Below are 25,298 nucleotides of genomic sequence, written 5' to 3'. Positions count from 1 at the left end.
TGCTCCTGAAGATAATGATCCTAAAAAAGCAATTTTTGACTAAAAAATGGAAAAAAATCAAGATTTTATCTACACAGATTGGATTTTAATTGAAACTAATTTTAGACCAGAACAACTACATACCAGAGAAACTATTTTCACTATTGGTAATGGTTACCTAGGGATACGAGGTAGTTTTGAAGAAGGTTATCCTTGTGCTTCACCTGCTACCTTTATTCATGGGGTTTATGATCCTATTCCCCCCCTTTACACAGAAATGGCTAACTGTCCAGATTGTCTACCATTAGTAATTACAATTGAGGGCGATCGCTTTGGTCTAGATCAAGGTACAATACTACAGTACAATCGGGAACTTGATTTGCGCCAAGGAATTCTGAGTCGTTCTTTACAATGGCGCAGTCCCAGTGGTAAAACTATAGATATCTATCTTGAAAGATTTGCCAGCATGGCAGATCAGCATGTGCTATGTCAACGTTGCACTTTAACTTTCTTAGACTTTGATGGGAGAATTGAATTGCAAAGTGGGATTAATGGGTATCCAGAAAATAGGGAATTTAATCATTGGGAACGACTAGATCAAGGAAAGCTGGACCAGGGATTCTGGTTACACAGTCGTAATCGTCAAAGTCGACTTGATATGGGAATAGCGGGAAAAATTAATCTTTTGGGAGTAGAGGGCCATTCGCAAGTCAATGCTGCTCCTAGTTATCCCAGTATTAGTGCAACTTTTAGGTGCTCACCAAATCAGACCATCACCATTGAGAAGATTATCACCCTATTTACCTCAAGAGATGTTCCAGATCCACTATTAGCTGCAAAGTCTAAACTCTATTATCTTCCAGACTACGTTACCTTACATAATGCTAATCAACAAGAATGGAATCAAATTTGGCAACAAAGTGATATTTTGATTGAGGGGGATAGTAAAGCAGCTTTTGCTATCCGTTATAATATTTTTCAAATGCTAACTGCTGTTTCTCATTACGATGAGAAGGTCACCATACCAGCTAAAACCATCTCCGCTTTTTTCTACCACAGTCATGTGTCTTGGGACACAGAAATTTTTATCTTGCCATTTCTGATTTTTACCCAACCAGTCATAGCTCGTAATCTACTAAATTATCGCTACCATGTTTTAGCGACGGACTTAGCTAGATCCGATGAAGCATATCAAAAATTTATGCAAACAGCAATGTTAGGTTTAGAAGAAATTATGGGAAGTACCATAGATGGTATTCATGGCGCTAGCGCAGGTGCTGTTTGGCAAACTGTAGTTTTTGCTTTTGGAGGTATTCAATTTATCGATGATCAACCCGTTGCTTATCCCCATTTACCCCCAGGTTGGACAAGATTACAGTTTAAATTATACTGGAATGGTGAATGGCATAATTTTGATTTACACCCAGGAATAGTTACTCAAAAAAAATCTCGTCCCATAGGGGGGATTATTTCTGATTTGGATGGAGTGTTGATAGACACTTGTGAATATCACTACCAGTCTTGGCAAAAATTAGCCAATGAAGAAAAAATACCTTTTAACCGGGAAATTAATGAAAGTCTCCGAGGAATCTCCGATTGGGATTTTTTAACTTCCATAATAGGCGATCGCCAATATTCAGAATCGCAATTAAGGGAGATAATGGAGCGGAGGAACAGATATTATATTCAACTCATCCAAAATATTACCCCTGACAATTTACTCCCAGGGGTCAAGTACCTAATAAATGATCTACGTCGGGTGGGTTTAAAAATAGCTTTAGGTTCCTCCAGCAAAAATGCTCGATTACTTGTAGAGAAACTAGGAATTGGGGAAGAAATCGATTCTATTACAGATGGTTATAATGTAAGCAAACCAAAACCAGCACCTGATTTGTTTTTATTTGCAGCTCAACAATTAGGAGTTATTCCACGACAATGTGTAGTATTTGAAGATGGAGCATCAGGTATAGACGCAGCCCTAGCTGCAGGTATGTGGGTAGTAGGAATAGGATCACCGGAAAAGGTAGGGAGTGCCCACATTGTGGTACCCAATTTAGTGGGTACGACCTGGGAAAAACTGCAAAGGAAATTACAAGATCTTGCTTAACAACAGGTCAAAAATTAATATTGTGGATATCATTGACCTTGTGTAAAATAAACAGACCTTGATCACCTCCCCTACCAATTCGGAAATTCTCATCCAGGTAAGTGATATCCAGACTGGGAACTCTTCCTTTAGGATTATTAGCAGGTGCAACGTTTAATGGGTTAAGCATGGGAGTGCTAATACCCAAAACTTCATCAATGGCTAAATAACGTTTATCAAAATAGACATTAATACGTTGATTAGGTAACCCGGAGTCATCCAAATCTGCTTCAAATCTAGCTGTTACCTTAACACCACCACAGACAATTTTCCATGGGTGTTTCACCTCAGCAAGATTGAAAAATTCTGCTTGTGCTACGTTAATCACCTGAAATACCTGACCTACCTGTAGTCCCAGGGGGAGAGAATCTAAAACCCTAATTTCCCTAGCTGTGGAGTATTCTAACTTCCAAGCTCCATTAAGTAGATTAATAGCATTGCGCAGGGGTTGAGGATTGGGATTCAGTCTTTCTAGTTCAACCGTCAACTCCTCCATTCGGAATGCTTGATTCTCCTCTATCTTTATATTAGTAATTGGGGCACCCATGGGCTGACCACCGTTCTGTTTAGTCAGTGACTCACGTAGTGATTCAATTAACGCTTGTAATTGTTCCTTAACTGTTTGATAATTCATAGAATAGTAGTTAACTTACGGAGAAATAGGGAATCGCCAAAACTCTTGTCTTTATAAGCCAGAGATGAAGCATCCCACGGCGGTTCTAACCAACTTTCTATATATTGACATTTTGTCCCCAATATGTCAATGTAACCATGCGATCGCTCCCCTTAAATATTGCCATAAACGGGAATAGTTGCACCCCTTGAGACAAGACTCGTCAAATCCTTTCACAATAAATATTTAGGCTTACTGTAGTTTACAAAGGTAAAATTATATGTCGATATTTAACACAGCCATATTTTATGACATTGAAAACCTCACTAAGGGCTATAGCTTTTCTAAAGACTTTATTAAGGAATTATCATTAAAGCAGATATATCGCCAAATTCTAGAGGTAGATATTGTTAATAAAATCTGTTTACAGAGAGCTTATGCAAATTGGAGTGACCATAGATTAAGTTTACTCAGAGGAGAAATTAACGAATTAGGTATAGACCCAATTCAAATTTTTGGATTCGCACGTTATCACAAAAAAAATGCTGCTGATATTCAACTAGTAGTTGATACCATGGATATAACTATTCGTTTTCCCCACATTGAAGTGTACGTAATTGTATCCGGAGATGGAGGTTTTGCTTCTCTAGCAAAGAAATTACATGAGTATGGTAAGCAAGTTATTGGTTGTGCTTACGAGAATTCAGCCAATGATATTTTTAAATCAGTATGTGATTACTTTATAAAACTAGAACTTCCTGAAGAATATTCTCCAGAAGATATCAACACAGATCCTAAAAATACAACCTTTGGCAATAATAAAGGGTTAGGCGTTGGCATAAATCATCCTTTGGTGGTTAGGATGGCAAACAATATTCAAACCATTCATCAAGCAGATAAGAAAACGATTTTTTCTCATGGTCAAAAAATTATTAGTTGGTTTGGTCAAGACCCAGAATCCAGAAGACAAATGTATGGTCATGGAATTCCTCTTTCTACGGTCAGGGAAGCATTCAAATATGCCATACCAGAATTCAAACCAGAAATGGTAGGCTTTATGAGATTTGCAGAATTCTTGCAATTTATTTGTGCAAATACAGAATTGTGTGTGGGAACTCTTCCACCATCAAACACACTACTGGTTTTTAGAAACTCTATTCCCAATGGGGTGGTTATACTCTCAGATATATTAAATGAAGATTTACACACACCCGAACGCTATCAGAGCTTATTGGCCAGTGGCAAACCTAGAATCACAATTGAGGACAAATACAGTCTAGAAATATTTGTTGATACTTTGATTTCAAAACGTGACATATTAATGAATATCTCTGAAATATTGGATATTTTTAGTCAGGAGCTTCCTACTTTTGAAAGTAATAAGCTGAATAATCTTTGTTTATCTTTAATTCACTGTAATATTTTGAAAGGATACCCAGAAGACGACAACATATCAGAGCAAAAATTTCACATTAGTCCGGATTTTAAAGACACGGCACAAATTTTGGAACATGTCAAACAAACAAGTCTAAATAAACTAATTTCTATCCTGGTTGATGACTTCAAAACAAATGTTTTTGAAGAGGTTATTTCCTTTTAAATTCTCCCTACTTAGCGATCGCAGTTGTGAGGAAAGAAAACTTAGTTTGTTAGCATCCCAAATATGCTTCCAAAACTTGGGGGTTGGTCTGAATTTCTACGGGAGTGCCAACGGCTAAATTTTGACCTTCTGCTAGTACCCAAACACGGTCACATAGGGACATAATCACATCCATGTTATGTTCAATAATTAAAAAAGTTAGTTTTTCTTCCCGATTCCACTTAATAATGCGATCGCATATATCATCTATTAGTTTAGGGTTTACTCCAGCTGCTGGTTCATCTAATAGTATTAGTTTAGGGTTTGTCATTAAGGCCCTTCCCATTTCTAATAATTTTCGCTGTCCACCGGATAGACTACCTGCATAATCATGAGCTTTGTGTGCTAAACCGACGGATGTCAACAAAGACATTGCTCTTTGGGTGATTTGTTTTTCTTGTCTGAGGACTATATGATGCTCGAATTGCACCCGCCAAAAATTCTCACCCGTTTGTTTTTGTCCTGCTAACAACATGTTTTCTAGGACTGATAAACGGGAAAGGGTTTTAGCCACTTGAAAGGTGCGAGTTAGACCTTGCTGAGCGATTTGAAAGGGTTGTAAGTTATGAATTGGTTCCCCGTTAAAAATTACTCTCCCTTGATCTGGACGGATGAAATTGGATAGTAAATTAAACAGAGTTGTTTTACCAGCGCCATTAGGACCTATGAGTCCGGTAATACTACCCTGGTTAACCTCAATATTGGCATTTTTTACAGCTTGAATTCCACCAAAACTTTTACAAAGTCCAGTTGCTGATAATAGGGGGAGTTGGGGAATTTTTATATTAGTTACCACAGTGATTTTAATTTTTGAGTTAGTCTTTGGGAAATATCAGACGTTAATGAGCGGAGTCAATTATATGGGGGCACAGATTTTATCATTATAGCACACGAGTATATCATGGTGAAATTTGCCAGTCAACCCCCAGCAATTCTAAATTTGAAGTAGTTTAAGCTACAGCTTAAATTTGAATTAGCGGTATTTTTTGCCGGAAATAGGTAAAGTTTGATAACTCTCTCGGTAATTTAAACCTGCAAGCAGCTATAATGTCAAGTGATTAGTATTATTTTTACGCCTATGAATACCTTATAACTAATGATATGGAAGTCTACTGCACTCGTCCTCACTGTCCACGTCCGCAAAATTACTTCCCGGACTTAGACAACATTACTACCCTGCAAGCTACCCAACAAAAATACTGTGTTAGTTGTGGTATGCCACTGTTATTAGATGGTCGCTATCTGCCTGTAAAATTACTGGGAATAGGAGGATTCGGAGCAGCATTTTTGGCACGGGATCGCCGTATCCCGGGAATACCAAATTGTGTAGTTAAACAATTTCAACCGTCCACAAGCTTGAATGCGGCTCAGTTAGATCTAGCACAAGAGTTATTTGAAAGAGAAGCAACGGTTCTAGCCGATGTTGGTATGAACCATGACCAAATTCCCTATTTATTTGCGTTCTTTCCCGTAGTGGTTCCTAGCTTGCAACCGGGAAGACAAGATCAGTTTTTTTATCTGGTACAAGAATATATTGACGGAAAAAATCTTGAAGAGGAACTACAGCATCGAGGCAATTTTTCCGAAACAGAGGTCTTGGTTATTCTCAAAGAAATTTTACCCGTCCTACAATTTATCCACGATAGAGGTATTATTCATAGAGATATTAAACCATCTAATATTATGCGCCGACAAGATGGTAGACTATTTTTGTTAGATTTTGGCTCTGTTAAACAAGTCACTAGTGCTAAAGTATCTAGTGCTTCCACTGCTATTTATACTCCAGGCTTTGCTGCGCCAGAACAGACAACCAGAGGTCAGGTGTTTCCTTCTACAGACATATATGCACTTGGGGTAACAATTCTAACTCTACTCACTGGAAAAGAAGCCACAGAGTTATTTGATCCCCAGATCAATCAGTGGCGATGGCGACAGGAGGTAAAAATTAGTCCCCATCTAAGTGGTATACTAGATAAAATGCTGATGCCTGCTATTAATGAACGTTTTAGTTCAGCTACAGAGGTATTATCAGCTTTAATACCTTCCATAACCATACCTGATCAACCCCAGCCATCGAATCTCCCTTTTAAAGGCCTAATGGTTAAAAAGTTTTCATTTGGGGAATTGCTATTGAGAGGCGCCGTTACTGGTTTTGAGGGAGCATTAATTGTAATTGCGGTTGGTCTTTTAGTCGAGACACCGATAATTAGACTGGCTATTTCCCTAGTGATGGTAAGCAGTTTAGTGGTGGTGCAAAGTCAGGGGTGGTTAGCGGTAAAAGACCTGTTACTTATTCTATTAATTAGTTTTTTAGTCATATTCTTGATTGCTTTATTGCCAGGGGGGTTAGATATTCAAATAGTGGTTGTGTTAGGTATAGCCTCTGCATTGATTTGTATTGGCGCAATTACCTTATTTAGTCTGATTCATAAAATTCTATCAACAATTCTTTGAAGAACTTAAAAAGGGTAAAAAACTACTTATGACTCAAAAAAACCAAACCTTAATTAATCTGCTATCTCTAGTTGCTACCACCACCCTAATTTTTGGAGGTTCATGGTTTCTAATGGAACGGTGGGGACAAATTGTGAACCATCAAACTAATAATCAAAACTCAGCCCAAAAATTTAATATTTTCAAGGTTTTTAACACTTGTGATATATCAAACTCACTAGAAGGAACATATAGCTATGGTGGAAGTACAACCTGGGCACCCGTGCGTACAATTGCTGATAGTATTTTGCAGCGGAATTGCCCCCAGTTTATCCTGCGCTACACCCAACCTGTAAATCAGAGTCCAGGTTCAGGAACAGGTATTCGAATGTTGATAGATAATCAACTAACTTTTTCTCAGTCTTCCCGTCCATTAAAACCAGAAGAAAATGTCAAAGCTCAACAAAAAGGTTTTAGTCTGCGAGAGATTCCTGTGGGAATTGATGGCATTGCGATCGCAGTTAATCATAGTTTGAATATTCCTGGACTAACCATTGTTCAAATCAAAGATATTTATACCGGTAAAATTACCAATTGGCAACAGGTAGGGGGTCCTAATTTAGGGATTAAGCCCATCTCTCGTGATAAACAAGCTGGCGGTACAGTGGAGTTTTTTGTGGAAAATATCCTAAATAAGGAGAACTTTGGCGCTCAGGTAATTTATATTGGTACGACAACGGAAGCTCTGAGGAAAATAGATGCTACTCCCGGGGGAATTTACTATGGTTCTGCACCCGAGGTTGTTCCCCAATGTGGGGTCAAATCCTTACCAGTGGGTAGAGTTAGTGGAAAATTTATAGCGCCCTATCAAAAACCAGAGGTTCCTCGCTTCAACTGTCCTAAAGAGCGCAACCGGTTAAACATTGAAGATTTTCGCAATGGTAACTATCCCATAACCCGAAATTTGTTTGTTATAACTAAGCAGAATAATCAAATAGATCAACAGGTGGGAGAAGCATACGCCAACTGGCTTTTAACCAATGAGGGTCAGGAATTAATTGAAAAATCTGGATTTGTGAGGATTAGATGATGAACACCTCTTAGCCCTGATTCCTTATAGTTTTTAAAAAAATGGTTCAGGTAGTTGGGGCACCATCGCCATCTCTAAAATTGGAGGAATATGAAAAAGTTGAACAAGTATTTGTGAACTTTATTAAATCTGGGATTAGTTCCGTAAATCAAAATAAATCCCAAAAGCGAGCTCCTCAATTTCCAACCTCGATGTCAGATCTTAGTAATTAGGGAGGCACAATTATTTGTAGGATGGGTGGAGGAACGAGACCCATGCGGGCGTTGGGTTTCATACTTCAACCCAACCTACGTTCATCTTATATTTAATTCTACCCACCCAGTTATAGATAGATTTCTGCTTTCAAGATAGTTCCATCCTCAGTTGGAAAAATCTCAAAACCCAAGTTTTGACATACCTTCTGCATGGCTATATTTTCTGCTAGGATCTCAGCAAAAATCACAGATATTTTCTCATTCTTGGCTATTTCCATTAACCTTGTGAGAATTTCTGTACCTAACCCGTTGCGCTGGTAACCATCAGTGACCAGCATGGCAAATTCCGCACTATTACTACCATGTAATTTACTTAATCTTCCTACTGCTAAAATTTCCTTCTGTTGAGTATGTGGGTCTTCCTGTTCAGCAATTAAGGCCATTTCCCGGTCATAATCAATAAAACAGATCCTGGTCAGTCTTTCATGGGTAACTCTTTGACTTAATTTGATTAGATGAAAATAACGAAAATAAATAGTTTCTTCCGATAATGTGTGATGAAATTTGACCATCAATGGTTCATCCTCAGGACGAATAGGACGAATAATCACCTCCCTACCATTTTTCAATCTCCAATTGGACACATATTGATGGGGATAGGGACGAATTGCTAATTTAGGTAATTGCTGCTCTTCCATCTCAGCTGGATGTAATACTATTCTGCCATCTAATGCGATTAAACCACCTGGATGATCGGGTGTGGGGGGAATTGCTAATAAAGGATTAATATCTATTTCTTTAATCCACGGTTGTTCTACTACCAAATGACTAAAGACTACTAACAGTTCCTCTAAAGCTTGCATATCAATACTTTGTCTACCCCTGACCCCCCTTAAAGCTTGATAAATTTTAGTCTGCTCCATCATCCGACGTGCTAGGGTGGTATTTAGGGGTGGTAGAGCAATAGAACTATCTTGAAAGACTTCTACCAATTGTCCTCCGGTGCCAAATAATAATACTGGACCAAATTGGGGATCCAGACTACTACCAATAATTAATTCATACCCATTAGTTTTGACCATGGGTTGTACGGTTACACCTAAAAAATCCTCTGGTCTAGCTTTTTCTAAAACTGAGGTTTCTATAAAATGATAGGCTTTTTTTACTGATTCAGCATTTCTTAAATTTAACTGAACTCCCCCCACATCCGTTTTATGGGTAATTGTATGGGAATACAATTTTAATACTACAGGATAGCCAATTTTTTCCGCCCATTCTATCGCTTCTTGTGCACTTTTGGCAATGGTTCCTCCCACTACTGGAATGCCATAAGCTGCTAAAATTTCCTTGGATTCAAATTCAGTTAAAATTGTTCTTCCCGCTTTTCTAGCTTCTGCAATAATAGTTGTCACTAAACCACAATTGCGAGTATTACTATCACATTCCAATGCGGGTAATACGGGGGTTTCATAAATACCCTTTAAGTTATAACTATAGCGCCACATATAACTAAATATCCTAGCAGCAGTATCAGGATAGGAATATGTGGGAATCCCCTCAAGGTTGAGAATTTTTTGCCCTTCTGCAATATCCTCTCCACCCATCCAACTGGCTAAAATAGGTTTGTCCTGCATTTGAGAATAGGGCTTTAATTCCTCAGCAATCTTGGTGGGATCAGTCATAGCTTGAGGAGTCAAAATTACTAATAAACCATCACTATTGGTATCCTTACTGGCAATTTCTAAGGCTTTTGTATAACGTTGTGGATCCGCATCTCCCAAAATATCTATGGGGTTATTATGACTCCATTGGGGAGGTAATATATGATTTAAATTTTCCATAGTTTGGGGAGAAATTGCTGCTAGTTCTCCCCCACTTTCTATCAATGAGTCCGTCGCTAATACTCCCGGTCCACCCGCATTGGTGAGAATGGTTAATCTAGGACCTTGAGGATAAGGTTGTTTTGCTAATACTTCTGACATATCAAATAAATCAGAAATACTATTAACCCTTAATACTCCACATCTTTTAAATGCTGCATCTAAAACCGCATCACTTCCTGCTAATGAACCCGTATGGGAAGCTGCTGCTTTTGCTGCTGCTGCTGTACGACCTGCTTTAATTACTATAATTGGTTTGGTTAATGCTACTTCCCGTGCTGCTGATAAAAAAGAACGAGCATTACCAATAGATTCCATATAAATAACTATACTTTTAGTGTGGGGATCGTCTCCTAGATAATAAATTAAGTCTCCCCAACTAATATCTAACATTGAACCTAGGGAAACAAAGGCGCTAAAACCTACATTTTCCTGTAAACTCCAGTCCAAAATTGATGTGCATAATGCACCACTTTGACTCAGAAAACCCACACTCCCTGGTTGGGCCATTTTACTAGCAAAGGTGGCGTTTAAACCAGAAATGGGATTCATCATTCCTAAACAGTTTGGTCCAATAATTCTGATCTTTCCTCCCTGTGCTACAGATAATATTTCTTTCTCTAAAGCAATTCCTTTTTCACCTGCTTCCTTAAAACCAGCAGAAATAATAATTGCTCCTTTGATTCCAGCTTGCACGCAGTCGGCAATAATTTTTGGCACTGTGGGTGCAGGAGTAGCAATTACAGCTAGGTCAATTTTTTCGGAAATATCAAAAATTGTTGGATAGGCTTTTATACCCAATACACTGTGACGATGGGGATTAATGGGGAAAACTGTACCATTGAATGGATTGGTAATTAAGTTCCATAACAAGGTTCTACCCACACTCCCAGGTTTTTCACTTGCACCAATAACTGCTACGGTTTGGGGTGCAAAGATCCCATCCAGTGCACTAGTTTTCTCAGTGCGCAATATATCAGATGCTTTATCTAATCTCAAGGGTATAGATGTTTCCATGACTGCTCCTTGTTTTTTAACATGTACTTACCTCAATCAATGAACTAATGTGTCTAGTTTTTGAGTGATTTTATTGAGGGCGATCCCTATGGCCTTTTTTCCCAGGGGTGAAATAGGGTCACCCAATTGAAATTTTTCTCCTGGGACTATGACTAACCACGCGGAAGGACAATTACCATAGAGAAATTGAGATAAAGTTAGTAGAGATTGTGGATCACTGCTATGGGTGTGAGTGTAATTCAGCGGTGATGGTAATAGTGATTGTACCTGAACCTGATTATACAGGGAATTAATACAAGTGTCCACAAAAATTGCTAATCGAGAATTAGCTATGGGTTCAGCTAGTTCAGGTGTTAACTGGTGAACCGCAAGTGATTGGACGCATGGTAAACGCCACCTTTGTATCACTTTGGCTATTAGTGGTCCTATTCCGTCATCACCAAATAATTCGTTACCATAACCAATGACTATTGCGGTTCCCATAGTTTTTACCTTTTTTATCAGAATTGTTGGATGTTAAATGCTTTTGTGGAATGTCCGTTTAATCACATCTAATTGCTGTTCCCGAGTTAACTTAATGAAATTTACAGCATATCCAGAAACACGAATTGTCAGTTGAGGATATTTTTCTGGATGTTCCATAGCATCAACAAGTATATCTTGGTCTAGAACGTTGACATTGATATGATGACCACCATTATAGAAATAAGCATCCAGCATTCCTCGTAGATTATTAATTTTGTCTTGGGAATTTTTACCTAAAGCATTGGGAACAATAGAAAAAGTGTAAGAAATTCCATCTTGAGCGTGTTGATAAGGAAGTTTGGCTACGGATTCTAAAGATGCGATCGCTCCTTTTGTATCTCTACCATGTAGGGGATTTGCTCCGGGAGCAAAAGGTTCGCCAGCTTTTCTCCCATCAGGGGTGTTACCAGTTATTTTGCCATAAACCACATTGGAGGTAATTGTTAAAATTGATTGGGTTGGTACTGCTTGACGATAGGTTTTTTGTTGACGCAGTTTATCCATAAAACTGCGAACAAGATTGACAGCTATTTCGTCAACTTGATGGTCATTATTACCAAACTGAGGATAATTCCCCTCAATAGCATAATCTATTGCCAAGCCTTTTTCATCTCGAATTACCTTGACTTTGGCATATTTAATTGCTGAAAGGGAATCTACTACTACGGATAAGCCAGCAATTCCACAAGCCAAGGTTCGATAAATATCACGATCATGTAACGCCATTTCCAAACGTTCATAACAGTATTTATCGTGCATATAGTGAATCACATTGAGCGTGTTTACATATAACCTAGCCAACCAGTTCATAATTTTATCAAACTTATCTACTACTTCTGAGTAATCCAAATATTCTGAAGTAATGGCATCAAAACCTGCAACAATTAACTGCCCAGTTTTTTCATCTTTACCACCATTAATAGCATATAATAAAGCCTTAGCTAAGTTGGCACGAGCTCCAAAAAATTGCATTTGTTTACCAATTTTCATGGCAGAAACACAGCAAGCAATGCCATAATCATCCCCATATTCTGGGCGCATGAGATCATCATTTTCGTACTGAATGGAACTGCTGTTAATAGATACCTTGGTGCAAAAATGTTTAAAATTAATCGGCAAATCCTGTGACCACAAGATAGTTAAATTTGGTTCTGGTGCAGTGCCTAAATTAGATAAGGTGTGGAGAAATCGGAAACTACTTTTTGTCACCAGAGTCCTACCATCTTCACCCATTCCACCAATACATTCTGTTACCCAGGTGGGATCACCGGAGAATAATTGATTATATTCAGGCGTTCTTAAAAACCTTACCATGCGCAGTTTAATTACAAAATGATCGATGATTTCCTGAGCTTCAGATTCTGTCAGAATCCCATTTTTTAAATCGCGATGAAAGTAGATATCTAGGAATGTAGAAACCCTACCCAAGGACATAGCTGCACCATTTTGTTCTTTAACAGCACCCAAATAAGCAAAGTATGTCCACTGTACAGCTTCCTTAGCACTAGCAGCAGGTAAACTAATATCAAATCCGTGGCTATTAGCCATAACTTTCAATTCTGTTAAGGCTCGAATTTGCTCAACAAGTTCCTCATGTAGTCTAATTGTAGACTCTAGCATATCATCTGATTCTAATGAGGCTAACTGTTCTTTTTTATCCAGAATTAACCGATCAACTCCATACAATGCTACCCGACGATAATCACCAATAATTCTTCCTCTCCCATAAGCATCTGGTAATCCAGTAATAATCCCAGAATGTCTAGCCAATTTCATTTCTTGGGTGTAACCGTCAAAAACACCATCATTATGGGTTTTACGATATTTTGTGAATGTTTCTTCCGTTTGAGCATCAAGGTGATAACCGTAGGATTCTAAGGAGTTTTTTACCACCCGAATACCACCAAAAGGCATAATAGCTCGTTTTAGGGGTTTTTCCGTTTGTAACCCCACAATCTGCTCTAGATGAGAATCAATATAACCGGGAGCATGAGAAACAATATTTGATGGCACTTTAGTATCAGCATCTAAGATTCCTTTTTCTCGCTCTAATTTCATCAAATCACAGACCATAGTCCATAATTTCTGAGTGCGTTCAGTTGGAGCAGTTAAAAAGCTATCATCTCCCGTATAGGGTTGATAATTACATTGAATAAAATCCCGAACATTAATTTGTTCATCCCAGTTACCACCACAAAAATCTTGCCACTGTGGATGTAAATTACTGTCGGATATATTTTGCGTTGAATGTTCTACATTTGCTATCATAATTACCTCCAATGTCATCTAATTCAATTCTCACATATTCCCCATTTCCCTTCTTTATTTATTGACCCAAATTTCCCCAATAGGCCTTGATATACAAATCCTGTAAATCACTAATCAGTGGATAACGGGGATTAGCACCTGTACATTGATCATCAAATGCTTGCTCAGCCATTATTTCTAATTTCTCGTAGAAAGTTTTTTCATCGGTTTTAATCACATCCTTAATAGTTGCTGGAATCTCCACATCCTGTTTCAGTTTTTCCACAGCAGCAATTAATAGATCTACCTTCTCATCTTCCGTAGCACCTCCCAAATGTAAGTGGTCTGCAATTTTGGCATAGCGCCACTTGGCATTTGGATATTCATATTGGGGAAAAATAGCCTGTTTAAAAGGTGCATCGGTTGCATTGTAGCGAATCACATGGGAAATCATCAAAGCATTAGCCAACCCATGGGGAACATGGAATCGGGCACCTAGTTGATGGGCAAGGGAATGACATATACCCAAAAAAGCATTTGCAAACGACATGCCAGCTATTGTAGCTGCATAATGAACTTTTTCTCTAGCTTTAGTATCTTTAACTCCATTTTTATATGCAGATGGTAAGTATTTAAACAGTAGTCGAATTGCTTCTAAAGCCAATCCCTTAGTGTATTCAGAAGCGCAGATAGAAACATAGGATTCAAGAGCATGAGTCAGCGCGTCAATTCCACCATAAGCTGTTAGTGACTTAGGCATATTTAGCACTAATTCCGGATCCACAATTGCCATACTAGGAGTTAGTGCATAATCAGCTAAAGGGTATTTGATCCCCGTTCGATCATCCGTCACCACTGCAAATGGTGTCACTTCTGAACCGGTTCCTGATGTGGTTGGAATGGCGACAAATATGGCTTTTTGTCCCAAGCTAGGTAGTTCGTATACTCGTTTGCGAATATCCATAAACCGCATCGCTAACCCATCAAATTCCGTTTCTGGATGTTCATACATTAACCAGATCACCTTAGCTGCATCCATTGGGGAACCACCACCAACTGCAATAATTACATCTGGTTGAAAACCATTAGTTTGAGCTAGTCCTTTATGAATCGTAGTTAAAGATGGATCAGGTTCCACATCACAAAACACCTGGGTCTTAATGCCAATTTCTTCCAGTACGCTGCTGACTTTAGTTGCGATTCCCAATTCAAATAATGGTTGATCTGTAATAATCAAAGCCCGACTTTTCCCTCTTAAGTCCCCTAGTGCAACTGGTAAACAACCATATTTGAAATATACTTTTGGGGGAACTCGAAACCATAACATGTTCTCCCGTCTTTCCGTTACAGTTTTGATGTTGATCAGGTGACGGGGACCAACATTATCACTAACGGAATTGTTTCCCCAACTACCACACCCTAAAGTAAGGGAGGGATCAAGACGAAAGTTATATAAATCACCAATTGCACCTTGAGATGAAGGCGTATTAACTAACACTCGACTAGTGCGCAGGGTATTTTCAAACTCCGTAATTCTATCTCGTCTTTCTGGTGCTGTATAAAGGACAGAGGTGTGTCCCATTCCAGCAAACTCAATTAATTTTTCAGCTATAGTTACAGCTTCCAGAAAATTTTTGGCTCGGTACATAGCTAAAATGGGGGAAAGTTTCTCATAAGATAATGGTTCCTGGGTGCCCACTTCATCTACTTCTGCAATTAAAACTTTAGCTTCTTTAGCTATATCTAGTCCAGACATTTGAGCCAATTTGGCCACAGATTGACCAACTATTTCTGGATTTAACCGACCATTAATGAAAATTAAATCTCTAATCTTTTGCTTTTCTAGGTCATTTAAGAAGTAAGCACCACGGCTAAAAAATTCTTGTCGCACATCTTCGTAAACATCATCTAAAACTATTACGGATTGCTCACTAGCACAAATCATGCCATTGTCAAAAGTCTTGCTAATCAAAATTGAAGAGACTGCCATTTTAATATGGGCAGTTTCATCAATTACTGCTGGGGTATTACCCGAACCCACACCCAAGGAAGCATGACCTGAAGAATAAGCTGCACGAACCATTGCAGGTCCACCAGTGGCTAGAATTAAATTTATCTGTGGATGCTGCATTAACTGTTGTGATAATGCTACTGTTGGTTCATCAATCCATCCAATAATTCCTGCAGGAGCTCCAGCTGCTACTGCAGCATCCAGAACTATTTTGGCCGCTTCAATTGTGCATTTTTTGGCACGAGGATGGGGTGAAAAGATTATCCCATTACGGGTTTTAAGAGCCAGTAAGGCTTTAAAAATAGCAGTTGAGGTGGGGTTGGTAGTGGGTACAATCCCTGCTAATATGCCCACAGGTTCGGCAATTCGCTGAATTCCAAACTGTTTATCATCTTCGATAATGCCACAGGTTTTTTCATTTTTGTATTTGTTGTAGATATATTCGGAGGCAAAGTGGTTCTTAATTACTTTATCTTCTACAACCCCCATTCCTGTCTCTTCTACTGCCATTTTGGCCAGGGGTATTCTCCCCGCATTAGCAGCACGAGCAGCTTGTTTAAAAATGTGATCTACCCGTTCTTGGGTATATTCGGCATATTTGGCTTGAGCTGTTTTAACCTCTTGAATGAGAATTTGTAGATCTTCTGAAGTTTTGACTGGGTTTGTAGTTTTTTGGGTTGTATACATGGTGGTAATTTTAGTAAATTTATGAGCTATATAGGTTGTCAACTTAGGTATGGAAAATTGGGTGTCAGTTACTTGATTTGTTTTTAAAAATCCGATTCATTCCACCTTAACTCCATAGTGCTTGAAAATATCTTTGACTTTCTCTATTTCTTCCAGACTAGGAGGAATAGTATTCCCAAGTTCATAGTGATATCCTAGTTCATGCCATTTGTATTCACCTAATTTGTGAAAAGGTAAAATTTCTACTTTTTCCACATTGTTTAATTGGGATACAAACTTTGCTAGTTGATGGACGTTTTCATTACCATCTGTCACATGGGGAACTAGAACAAATCTTACCCATGTTGGCTTATTAATCTCCTGTAAATATTCGGCAAATCTCAAGGTTGGTTCGATGGAAACTCCCGTAACATGAAGATAGGTGTTAGGATCAAAAGACTTGATGTCTAATAAAACTAGGTCTACAAATTCTAGTACGGACTTGGAGGTGGTTAAATCGGGAAATCCAGAAGTATCTAAGGCAGTATGAATGTTTAATTTTTGACACTGACGAAAAACCTCTCGGACAAATTCCGGTTGTAATAGGGGTTCACCACCACTAATGGTAACTCCCCCACCAGTAAATTTCATGTAGGACCTATATTTTTCTATTTCTGTGACTAGTTCTCCTACAGTTATTTCTTTTCCTGTTTTCATGTCACGGGTGTCAGGATTGTGACAATACAAACATCTTAATAAACAGCCTTGGGTGAAAACGACAAATCTTATACCTGGACCATCCACCGTACCACAGGTTTCTAGTGAGTGAATGTGACCTAATATTTGAGAACCCGAATGATTGAGACTTTGAGAAGTTCTGGCATTCATGGGATATATAATACAATTAGATAGATTGGTGAATTCAAAGATCTGTTTTCTTTCATATTAAGTAGGCAAAATTATACATTAGCATTTGTTTGTGTTTTACCTGTGGGAAAACAATTGCCAGTGACCATTTTTGAGCCAAAGTCAACTGAATTAAATGTTTTAGTATATGATGATGTACATGAGTTATTCCGTATACAGGACATAGAGAGATTTGAATCGCCTACCGGTATTTCTAAGTGTTGATACATTTTGCACCCCCTAAGTTGTCGTGAATGTGATAAAATTGCGATTATAAGGTAGTCAACAATCAGAAATTCTAAATTCTCCTGATTGATTTTTGATTTACCTTAAGACTACTGGGAAAATTTGAGGAACTTGTGAGGAAACATCCCCAAAAATTAATAAATTAAACCAAAATCTTCATAAAGTTATAAATGTGAGGCTTTTATATGTCCGAAGTAAGTACTCCACGTCCAATCAATAGTCCTGACGAACTGGTGAAAAGTTACACGGGGGGAATCAGATATTTCCAAAATGCACAACTAAGGGAAGCTGATTTGCATAATCTGGATTTAAAGGGTTCTGATTTAAGTTATGCCGATTTGAGCAGTGCCAATCTAAGTAGGGCTAATTTGCGCGGATGCGATTTAAGCTATGCTGACCTAAGTGATGCGAACTTAGAAGGTGCAGATCTGCGGGGCGCTATGCTCTTTTATACAAATTTACGCCAAGCTAATTTACAGGGTGCTAAGTTAGATAATGCTGATTGGGATAAAAACTCTCCTTATCCTCTATTTCCCAATACAGAACCTACTAAAGATGCGGTCCAATAATGATTCGGTTACTTCTTCTCCGGTAATTTCTCCCAGTGCGTGAATTGCTCCTCTTAAATCAATTGTCCAAAAATCCAGGGGTAATTGGTCTACAATGGTTTTCTGCACTTGTACTAGATCTATTTGAGCTTTGATTAGAGCTGCTGCTTGTCTTTGATTAATAGCTAGGTCTAGATCCCCAGCTACAATCTTTTGAGTTTGTACTACTTCTAGAATCGCTTGCTCTAAATCTTCAATTCCTCGGTTTTGAGCAGCAGCAGTTTTCACCGCTTTCTCTATGTTTGGACTACATATACCCCCTAAATCTTCCACTAGATCAATTTTGTTGATAACTAGGATCAATGGACGGTGTTTTACTTGTTGATAAATTTCCTCATCTCCACTTTGCCAACCCGCTGTAGCATCAATGGTCAATAATACTAAATCCGCACTGTTAGCAGCTTGACGGGAACGCTCAACCCCAATTTTTTCCACCTGATCTACTGTTTCCCTAATTCCCGCAGTATCCAAAACTTGAATGGGTATTCCCCCCACCACTAACTGGGACTCTACTATATCCCGGGTGGTACCCGGTAAATCAGTCACTATAGCGCGATCGCATTGACTCCAAGCATTTAACAAACTAGATTTTCCCACATTGGGACGACCAACAATAGCAACTTTTAAACCGCTTCTTAATAATTCACCTTTCTCTTTAGTGCTCAATAACCTAGCAATTTTCACACTAATTTGATTTATTTGAGTAATTATTCTTTCCTGGTCTAGAGGGGGTAAGTCCTCTTCAAAGTCAATTCTAGCTTCTATCTCCGCTAAAATATCCAAGCACTGATTACGTAGGGATCTAATCGGTCGAGCCAATTTCCCCCGCAAACCCGCTAATGCTGTTTGTGCTGCTTGAGGAGATTTAGCACCCACTAAATCAGCTATGCTCTCAGCTTGGGTTAAATCCAATCTACCATTTAAAAAAGCTCTCAGGGTAAATTCCCCCGGTTGAGCTAATCTTGCACCATTTTCTAAACACAGCTGTAATACCTGTTGTACTGGTATGATTCCCCCATGACAATGAAATTCTACCACGTCTTCCCTAGTGAAAGACCGAGGTGCTTTCATAATCAGTAATAAAGCTTCATCTACAACCTGTTTGGTTTCAGGTTGACGCACAAACCCATACAAAATCCGGTGACTTTCCCAAATCTGTTTCCCTGGAGTATAAAATAAAGTATGGGCGATCGCCATTGCTTGGTCACCCGAAACCCGCACAATACCCACACTACCCTGTTGGGGAACAACAGCAGTAGCTATAGCGGCGATCGTCCCAGCATGAGATAATAACTTTGTCATAAAAACTAACTATGGAACCAACAATTAATTGCGCCGAAGCCTGTGTTAATGGCTGTGTACTAGGAGATAAATGTCCCCATACTGAGTATAGAGCAGCCACAACAAAATTCATTCAGGACACCCCCCTCGATAAAATGTTAGAAATAGCTGAGGAGAGACTGCGGAAAAAGATAATGGAACCACCCAAATGGGTTTTTCCTGAAGATCCCTAAGATTAACATCCAAACTAGAGATACAAAATTGACGAGATAGAGGGGGGATAACATGCGGGCTTTTGTCACTGGTGGTACGGGTTTTGTAGGTGCTCACGTAGTTAGATGTTTACTGCAATCGGAATATAAAGTAACAGCACTAGTACGTAAAAATAGCCGCCTAGAAAACTTAAAGGGTTTAGAAATAGACATGGTGATAGGGGATCTGAATGACCCAGGAATCTGGGAGCAGATGCGGGGTTGTCATTACCTGTTTCACCTAGCAGCTCATTATTCCCTGTGGCAAAAAGACCGTCACTTATTATATCATCATAATGTAGAGGGGACGCGCAATCTTTTAAGATCAGCTCAAAAAGCGGGAATTGAACGGACAGTTTATACCAGCTCTGTAGCAGCTATAGGAGTGGGAAAGTCAGGAGAAATTGTAGATGAGACTCACCAAAGTCCCTTAAACAAACTAGTAGGAGATTATAAAAAGTCCAAATTTCTAGCAGAGCAGGTGGCAAAAACAGCTGTTCAAGAAGGTCAAGACATAGTAATAGTCAATCCTAGCAGTCCCATAGGTCCTTTAGACATTAAACCCACACCCACAGGAGATATTATTCTCAGATTTTTGCGCCAGCAAATGCCAGCTTACGTAAACACAGGTTTAAACTTTATTGATGTGCGAGATGTAGCTCAAGGACATTTACTGGCCCTAGAAAAAGGAAAAACAGGCGATCGCTATATTTTAGGGAATGAAAATCTGAGTTTAAAACAACTGCTAGACACACTATCAGAAATCACAGGAATCAAAGCACCACAATTGTCCCTACCATCTTTTATCCCATTAAGTGTAGCTTGGATAGAAGAGAAGGTTTTGGCACCTTTAGGAAAAACCCCCACAGTTCCTATAGACGGAGTTCGCATGGCACAGCAACCAATGTATTATAATGCTTCCAAGGCCATCCGCATCTTAGGACTACCCCAGTCTTCTGTTCGGGTAGCACTCCAAGATGCTGTCCGTTGGTTTGTGTCTAATGGTTATGTAAAATACTAGAGGGGTTTTGTATGGCAATTAATCTGCAACAAGCGATGGATATTGGGAAGTACCTATTCAAACAACGTCTATCAGGAAAAAAACGCTTCCCTTTAGTTTTGATGTTAGAACCACTGTTTCGTTGTAACTTAGCCTGTTCAGGGTGTGGAAAAATCCAGCATCCCACGGAAGTTCTTAAACAAAACTTGTCACCAGAGCAGTGTTTTGCAGCAGTGGAAGAATGTGGTGCACCAGTAGTTTCCATTCCGGGAGGAGAACCCCTATTACACCCACAAATTGATCAAATTGTCCAGGGTTTAGTAGATCGTAAAAAATACGTATACTTATGTACCAACGGATTGCTTTTAGAAAAGAGCCTGCATAAGTTCAAACCATCTCCCTATCTTACCTTTAGTGTTCATTTAGATGGAATGAAAGAGTGGCATGATCACTGTGTAGATAGAAAAGGAGTGTTTGATGTTGCTGTAGCGGCAATTCGTGCTGCTAAATCCCAAGGTTTTCGCGTTACAACCAACACCACTATTTTCACCGGTTGTAATGTAGAAGAAATGCAAGGGTTCTTTGATTTTCTAGAAACCTTGAAAGTTGATGGGATGATGATTTCTCCCGGTTACAGTTATGAATGGGCTCCAGACCAAGATCACTTTTTACAAAGGGAACAAACTAGAGCATTATTCCGAGAAATTCTCGCCCCCTATCAATCAGGAAAGAAAAACTGGAACTTCAATCACAACCCCCTGTTTTTGGATTTTCTCATTGGTGAGAAGGACTATGAATGTACTCCTTGGGGTAGTCCCAGTTACAGTGTTTTGGGATGGCAAAAACCCTGTTACCTATTAAACGAAGGTTATTATCAAACTTTCCAAGAGTTGCTAGACCAAACCGATTGGAGTAAGTATGGGCGCGCTAGTGGTAATCCTAAATGTGCCGATTGTATGGTGCATTGTGGTTATGAACCAACTGCAGCAATAGATGCTATGCAACCACAAAATATAGCTCGTTCTCTCAGCACTGTTTTTGGTAGATAAGCATAAATGGGGCGATCTAGCCCCTGTCCCTAGATATGGGGGGAAGATCCAACATTAATTATTTAAACAACAATGGCAATCGCCCTAACTGCGAATGACAGTAATGGTTCGTCCCCCCGGACTAATAGCTTCCTCCGTACTCATTCTCTCTCCCATGGGTGGTAACCCCGCACGGCGATCAAAAATCACTAACCAACCTGTATCTAATCCTAACCCATCCAGGTATTTATCCAGTTGGGTTAAACCCTTGGTTAACGGATCTAACTTTTCCTTCCGCACCTTTAACTCTATGCCCATCACTACTTTGCCATAGCGTAAACAAATATCCATCCTCCCAGAACCAATGGCATATTCTCGTTCTAACGTACCACCACCATTCACTACCCGATGCAAAAATGCCATTAATACCAAATGGGGAGCAATCTCATGGTAGGGCGCACTTTTGAGCAGTGGTTCCCCATGTTGTCGCCAAAATTCCAAAAAAGAGTCTAATAGGATTTGAGGGTTGAGTGTGCCATCAGGGTTTAACCAGTTGGGTTCCACCGAAGTTAAAGAGGCGATCGCCACGGAGGCTAAAGCTTTAGGTAAAATCTCTCGATAAATAGGGTTAGCAATTTCCAGTCCACCCCCGCGATCGCGACGGCATAAACCCAGATCTAACACGTATCGTAAGTTATCTTCTGGCGTATCAGCTAAGTCTTCACCAGCTAACATAGGTTGAATAATGTCCCTGACCCTATCTTCCCGTAATCTTTCTGCCAAGCTATCTAAATGGGTATCCTGGCGTCGAATCAGAATTTCCTTGGCTTGGTTAATCACTTCAGCAGTAATGGGTTGGGTGATATCTTTCACTAAAACCTGAGTAGCTTGACGAGCTAGGGCGTTAACTAACCACGGTTGTCCATCGGTCAAATAAAATGCCTGATGGATGGCTTCCGGGGTAAACACCTGTCCCGTAGCTTGCGTATGTTGTAAGTAAAGTTCTTCTACTTCTGATAAAGTAAAATTACTGAGGGTTAAAGACTCAGCCTTGATATTGAAAGGACTGGAAGTATTAAGTCTTTTACTTCCACCGGATTTAACCTTATAGTCCCGCACATCCCGCATACCAATCAACCCCACCGAATGGGGAAACGCCCGGGGACGACGGGGAAAACCTGAACGTAATTGTCTTAAAATAAAGATTAAAGCTTCATCTGTTAGGGAATCTATTTCATCTAAAAAGATTACAAGAGGTCTTGGAGATTGGGTAGACCACTCACTTAAAGTTTTGCCTATTCCTGAGTCTGTTTCACTCTCTGGCCAATAGGATGGTTGTAGTTCTTTGGGTAAGTAAAACTTAATTGCCTGTTTCCATTCTTGTAAAATAACCTGCTCCGCTTGCTGGGGATTATGGGAAAATCCTGATCCTACTTCCACAGAGAGCATTACGGCGGTGTATTCCCCACTATCAGTCAATTCTTGAGCGAGGGCTATCATAGCGGTGGTTTTGCCTACTTGTCGCGGCGCATGAATGATAAAGTAATTTTCTCCATCAATTAGCGCTTTTAACTCCGGTAAGCGAGCGGTGGGGGAGAGCATATAGTGGATGTTAGCTTTACATGGTCCAGCAGTGTTAAAGTGTTTGGGCATGGTGGAGGTTTTGAAAAAATAACCTTAACAACTTTATTCTAGAACCTAAGTAGGTGGGTGGAATTAAATATAAGATGAACGTAGGTTGGGTTGAAGTATGAAACCCAACATTAATGATTTAAACAACAATGGCGACGCATACCCAGTGCTTCGCGACTAACTACGAATAACGGTAATGGTTCGTCCCCCTGGACTAATGACCTCTTCCGTACTAATTCTCTCGCCCATGGGTGGTAATCCCGCACGGCGATCAAAAATCACTAACCAACCTGTATCCAATCCTAGCCCACCCAAGTATTTATCCAGTTGGGTCAAACCCTTGGTTAAGGGATCTAACTTTTCTTTCCGCACCTTTAACTCTATGCCCATCACCACTTTGCCATAGCGTAAACAAATATCCATCCTTCCAGAACCAATGGCATATTCCCGTTCTAACGTACCACCACCATTTACCACCCGATGTAAAAATGCCATTAACACTAAATGGGGAGCGATTTCATGATAGGGCGCACTTTTGAGTAGTGGTTCCCCATGTTGTCGCCAAAACTCCAGAAATGCTTCCAATAATTCATCGGGTAATAGCTCCCCCTGTTCATTTAACCAACGAGGTTCAATAACTCCAATGGAAGCTCTGGTTGTGTAACTTAACACCAAGGGTAGAACTTCCCGATAAATTGGATTGGCAATTTCCAAACCCTGTCCTCGGTCTCGACACAGTCCTAAATCCAGGACGTAACGAATATCATCCTGGGGTACATCAGGTAAATCTTCACCTGCTAAAATTGGTTCAATAATGGTTTTGACCCGCTCTTCCCGTAATCTTTCTGCTAAGCTGTCTAAATGAGTATCCTGGCGCTGAATGAGAATTTCTTTGGCTCGGTTAATGACTTCAGCAGTAATGGGTTGGGTAATGTCTTTCACCAAAACCTGGGTAGCTTGACGAGCTAGGGCGTTGACTAACCACGGTTGTCCATCGGTCAAATAAAATGCCTGATGGATGGCTTCCGGGGTAAACACCTGTCCTGTAGCTTGTGTATGTTGTAAGTAAAGTTCTTCTACTTCTGATAAAGTAAAATTACTGAGGGTTAAAGACTCAGCCTTGATATTGAAAGGACTGGAAGTATTAAGTCTTTCACTTCCACCGGATTTAACCTTATAGTCCCGCACATCCCGCATACCAATCAACCCCACCGAATGGGGAAACGCCCGGGGACGACGGGGAAAACCCGAACGTAATTGTCTTAAAATAAAGATTAAAGCTTCATCTGTCAGGGAATCTATTTCATCTAAAAAGATTACAAGAGGTCTTGGAGATTGGGTAGACCACTCACTTAAAGTTTTGCCTATTCCTGAGTCTGTTTCACCCTCTGGCCAATAGGATGGTTGTAGTTCTTTGGGTAAGTAAAACTTAATTGCCTGTTTCCATTCTTGTAAAATAACCTGCTCCGCTTGCTGGGGATTATGGGAAAATCCCGATCCTACTTCCACAGAGAGCATGACGGCGGTGTATTCCCCACTATCAGTCAATTCTTGAGCTAGAGCTATCATAGCGGTGGTTTTGCCTACTTGTCGCGGCGCATGAATGATAAAGTAATTGCGACCATCAATTAGTGCTTTCAAATCCGGTAGTCGAACCGTTGGGGAGAGCATATAGTGGATATCAGATTGGCAAGGACCAGCAGTATTAAAGTGTTTGGGCATGGTGAGAAGGAGTTTTTAAAAATAACCTTACCGATTTTATTCTAGAACCTCTATAGACCAGCTCATAAGGGATCTTCATTGAAACCAGCACCCAACACCCTCAACTCATGGCATTACTCAAATAATACGCCATAAAAAAAGCCCCCCACCAGGTGAGGAGCTTTTCATTTACCAGTATTGGTTA

At 39.7% G+C, this 25,298-nt stretch carries 18 protein-coding genes; 8 read left to right on the top strand and 10 right to left on the bottom strand.

The genetic code is table 11. The annotated features are described in order from the left end of the window. Nucleotides 1-46 precede the first annotated feature (46 nt). Nucleotides 47-2,086, top strand: coding sequence for a beta-phosphoglucomutase (gene pgmB / locus C6N34_RS06955; protein ID WP_115538488.1), 2,040 nt, complete (start codon nt 47-49; stop codon nt 2,084-2,086). 7 nt (nt 2,087-2,093) lie between these two features. Here the strand turns inward: pgmB and C6N34_RS06950 are convergent, their stop codons facing one another. Further along, complete coding sequence (locus C6N34_RS06950; protein ID WP_115538489.1) at nt 2,094-2,759, bottom strand: PAP/fibrillin family protein; 666 nt, start codon at nt 2,757-2,759, stop codon at nt 2,094-2,096. A 259-nt stretch (nt 2,760-3,018) separates the two neighbouring features. Here C6N34_RS06950 and C6N34_RS06945 point away from each other — a divergent pair, with 259 nt between their 5' ends. After that, nucleotides 3,019-4,338 (top strand): NYN domain-containing protein, encoded by a 1,320-nt coding sequence (locus C6N34_RS06945; protein ID WP_006276802.1) that lies wholly within the window; start codon nt 3,019-3,021, stop codon nt 4,336-4,338. Between the two features lie 49 nt (nt 4,339-4,387). Here C6N34_RS06945 and C6N34_RS06940 read toward each other — a convergent pair whose 3' ends face one another. After that, a complete protein-coding gene (locus C6N34_RS06940; protein ID WP_057177916.1) occupies nt 4,388-5,173 on the bottom strand; it encodes an ABC transporter ATP-binding protein in 786 nt (261 codons plus the stop codon). A 305-nt stretch (nt 5,174-5,478) separates the two neighbouring features. Here C6N34_RS06940 and C6N34_RS06935 point away from each other — a divergent pair, with 305 nt between their 5' ends. Beyond that, complete coding sequence (locus C6N34_RS06935; RefSeq protein ID WP_115538490.1) at nt 5,479-6,831, top strand: serine/threonine-protein kinase; 1,353 nt, start codon at nt 5,479-5,481, stop codon at nt 6,829-6,831. A gap of 28 nt (nt 6,832-6,859) precedes the next feature. Then, nucleotides 6,860-7,900 (top strand): PstS family phosphate ABC transporter substrate-binding protein, encoded by a 1,041-nt coding sequence (locus tag C6N34_RS06930; protein WP_057177914.1) that lies wholly within the window; start codon nt 6,860-6,862, stop codon nt 7,898-7,900. A 322-nt stretch (nt 7,901-8,222) separates the two neighbouring features. On the opposite strand, the gene C6N34_RS06925 is transcribed toward C6N34_RS06930, so the two are convergent. From C6N34_RS06925 to pflA, 5 genes are all read right to left on the bottom strand, one after another. Continuing rightward, nucleotides 8,223-10,991 (bottom strand): bifunctional acetate--CoA ligase family protein/GNAT family N-acetyltransferase, encoded by a 2,769-nt coding sequence (locus tag C6N34_RS06925; protein ID WP_115538491.1) that lies wholly within the window; start codon nt 10,989-10,991, stop codon nt 8,223-8,225. 36 nt (nt 10,992-11,027) lie between these two features. Then, entirely contained in the window at nt 11,028-11,474 is a 447-nt protein-coding gene (locus C6N34_RS06920) for a hydrogenase maturation protease (RefSeq protein WP_006278677.1), read from the bottom strand. A gap of 33 nt (nt 11,475-11,507) precedes the next feature. Beyond that, nucleotides 11,508-13,784 carry a formate C-acetyltransferase gene (pflB, locus tag C6N34_RS06915; protein WP_115538492.1) on the bottom strand — a complete coding sequence of 759 codons (2,277 nt, stop codon included), beginning with the start codon at nt 13,782-13,784 and terminating at the stop codon, nt 11,508-11,510. 58 nt (nt 13,785-13,842) lie between these two features. Further along, on the bottom strand, nt 13,843-16,461 hold the full coding sequence (gene adhE, locus C6N34_RS06910) for a bifunctional acetaldehyde-CoA/alcohol dehydrogenase (RefSeq protein WP_115538495.1): 2,619 nt from the start codon (nt 16,459-16,461) through the stop codon (nt 13,843-13,845). 96 nt (nt 16,462-16,557) lie between these two features. Then, a complete protein-coding gene (pflA, locus tag C6N34_RS06905; protein ID WP_057177910.1) occupies nt 16,558-17,328 on the bottom strand; it encodes a pyruvate formate-lyase-activating protein in 771 nt (256 codons plus the stop codon). Nucleotides 17,329-17,777: 449 nt separating this feature from the next. Here pflA and C6N34_RS06900 point away from each other — a divergent pair, with 449 nt between their 5' ends. Beyond that, complete coding sequence (locus C6N34_RS06900) at nt 17,778-18,161, top strand: pentapeptide repeat-containing protein (RefSeq protein WP_115538493.1); 384 nt, start codon at nt 17,778-17,780, stop codon at nt 18,159-18,161. Here the strand turns inward: C6N34_RS06900 and mnmE are convergent. Continuing rightward, nucleotides 18,120-19,502 carry a tRNA uridine-5-carboxymethylaminomethyl(34) synthesis GTPase MnmE gene (gene mnmE / locus C6N34_RS06895; protein WP_115538494.1) on the bottom strand — a complete coding sequence of 461 codons (1,383 nt, stop codon included), beginning with the start codon at nt 19,500-19,502 and terminating at the stop codon, nt 18,120-18,122. The genes C6N34_RS06900 and mnmE overlap by 42 nt on opposite strands. 11 nt (nt 19,503-19,513) lie before the next feature. Here mnmE and C6N34_RS06890 point away from each other — a divergent pair, with 11 nt between their 5' ends. Genes C6N34_RS06890 through hpnH form a run of 3 tightly spaced genes read left to right on the top strand, consistent with a single transcriptional unit; the run spans nt 19,514 to nt 21,781 of the window. After that, nucleotides 19,514-19,714 (top strand): hypothetical protein, encoded by a 201-nt coding sequence (locus tag C6N34_RS06890; protein WP_057177908.1) that lies wholly within the window; start codon nt 19,514-19,516, stop codon nt 19,712-19,714. Between the two features lie 52 nt (nt 19,715-19,766). Beyond that, nucleotides 19,767-20,753, top strand: coding sequence for a hopanoid-associated sugar epimerase (hpnA, locus tag C6N34_RS06885; RefSeq protein WP_057177907.1), 987 nt, complete (start codon nt 19,767-19,769; stop codon nt 20,751-20,753). A gap of 11 nt (nt 20,754-20,764) precedes the next feature. Further along, nucleotides 20,765-21,781, top strand: a complete 1,017-nt coding sequence (gene hpnH / locus C6N34_RS06880) for an adenosyl-hopene transferase HpnH (protein WP_057177906.1) — start codon at nt 20,765-20,767, stop codon at nt 21,779-21,781. 84 nt (nt 21,782-21,865) lie between these two features. Here hpnH and C6N34_RS06875 read toward each other — a convergent pair whose 3' ends face one another. Together C6N34_RS06875 and C6N34_RS06870 are read right to left on the bottom strand one after the other, a co-directional pair. Then, nucleotides 21,866-23,413, bottom strand: coding sequence for an AAA family ATPase (locus C6N34_RS06875; protein WP_236107460.1), 1,548 nt, complete (start codon nt 23,411-23,413; stop codon nt 21,866-21,868). 156 nt (nt 23,414-23,569) lie between these two features. Then, nucleotides 23,570-25,114 (bottom strand): AAA family ATPase, encoded by a 1,545-nt coding sequence (locus tag C6N34_RS06870; protein WP_211942032.1) that lies wholly within the window; start codon nt 25,112-25,114, stop codon nt 23,570-23,572. Between the last annotated feature and the right edge of the window lie 184 nt (nt 25,115-25,298).

Origin of the sequence: Cylindrospermopsis raciborskii Cr2010, from assembly GCF_003367075.2 — a bacterium.
GTDB classification, from domain to species: domain Bacteria; phylum Cyanobacteriota; class Cyanobacteriia; order Cyanobacteriales; family Nostocaceae; genus Raphidiopsis; species Raphidiopsis raciborskii.
Note: the sequence above shows the minus strand (reverse complement) of the source record. Positions and strands in the feature narration are given on the sequence as shown.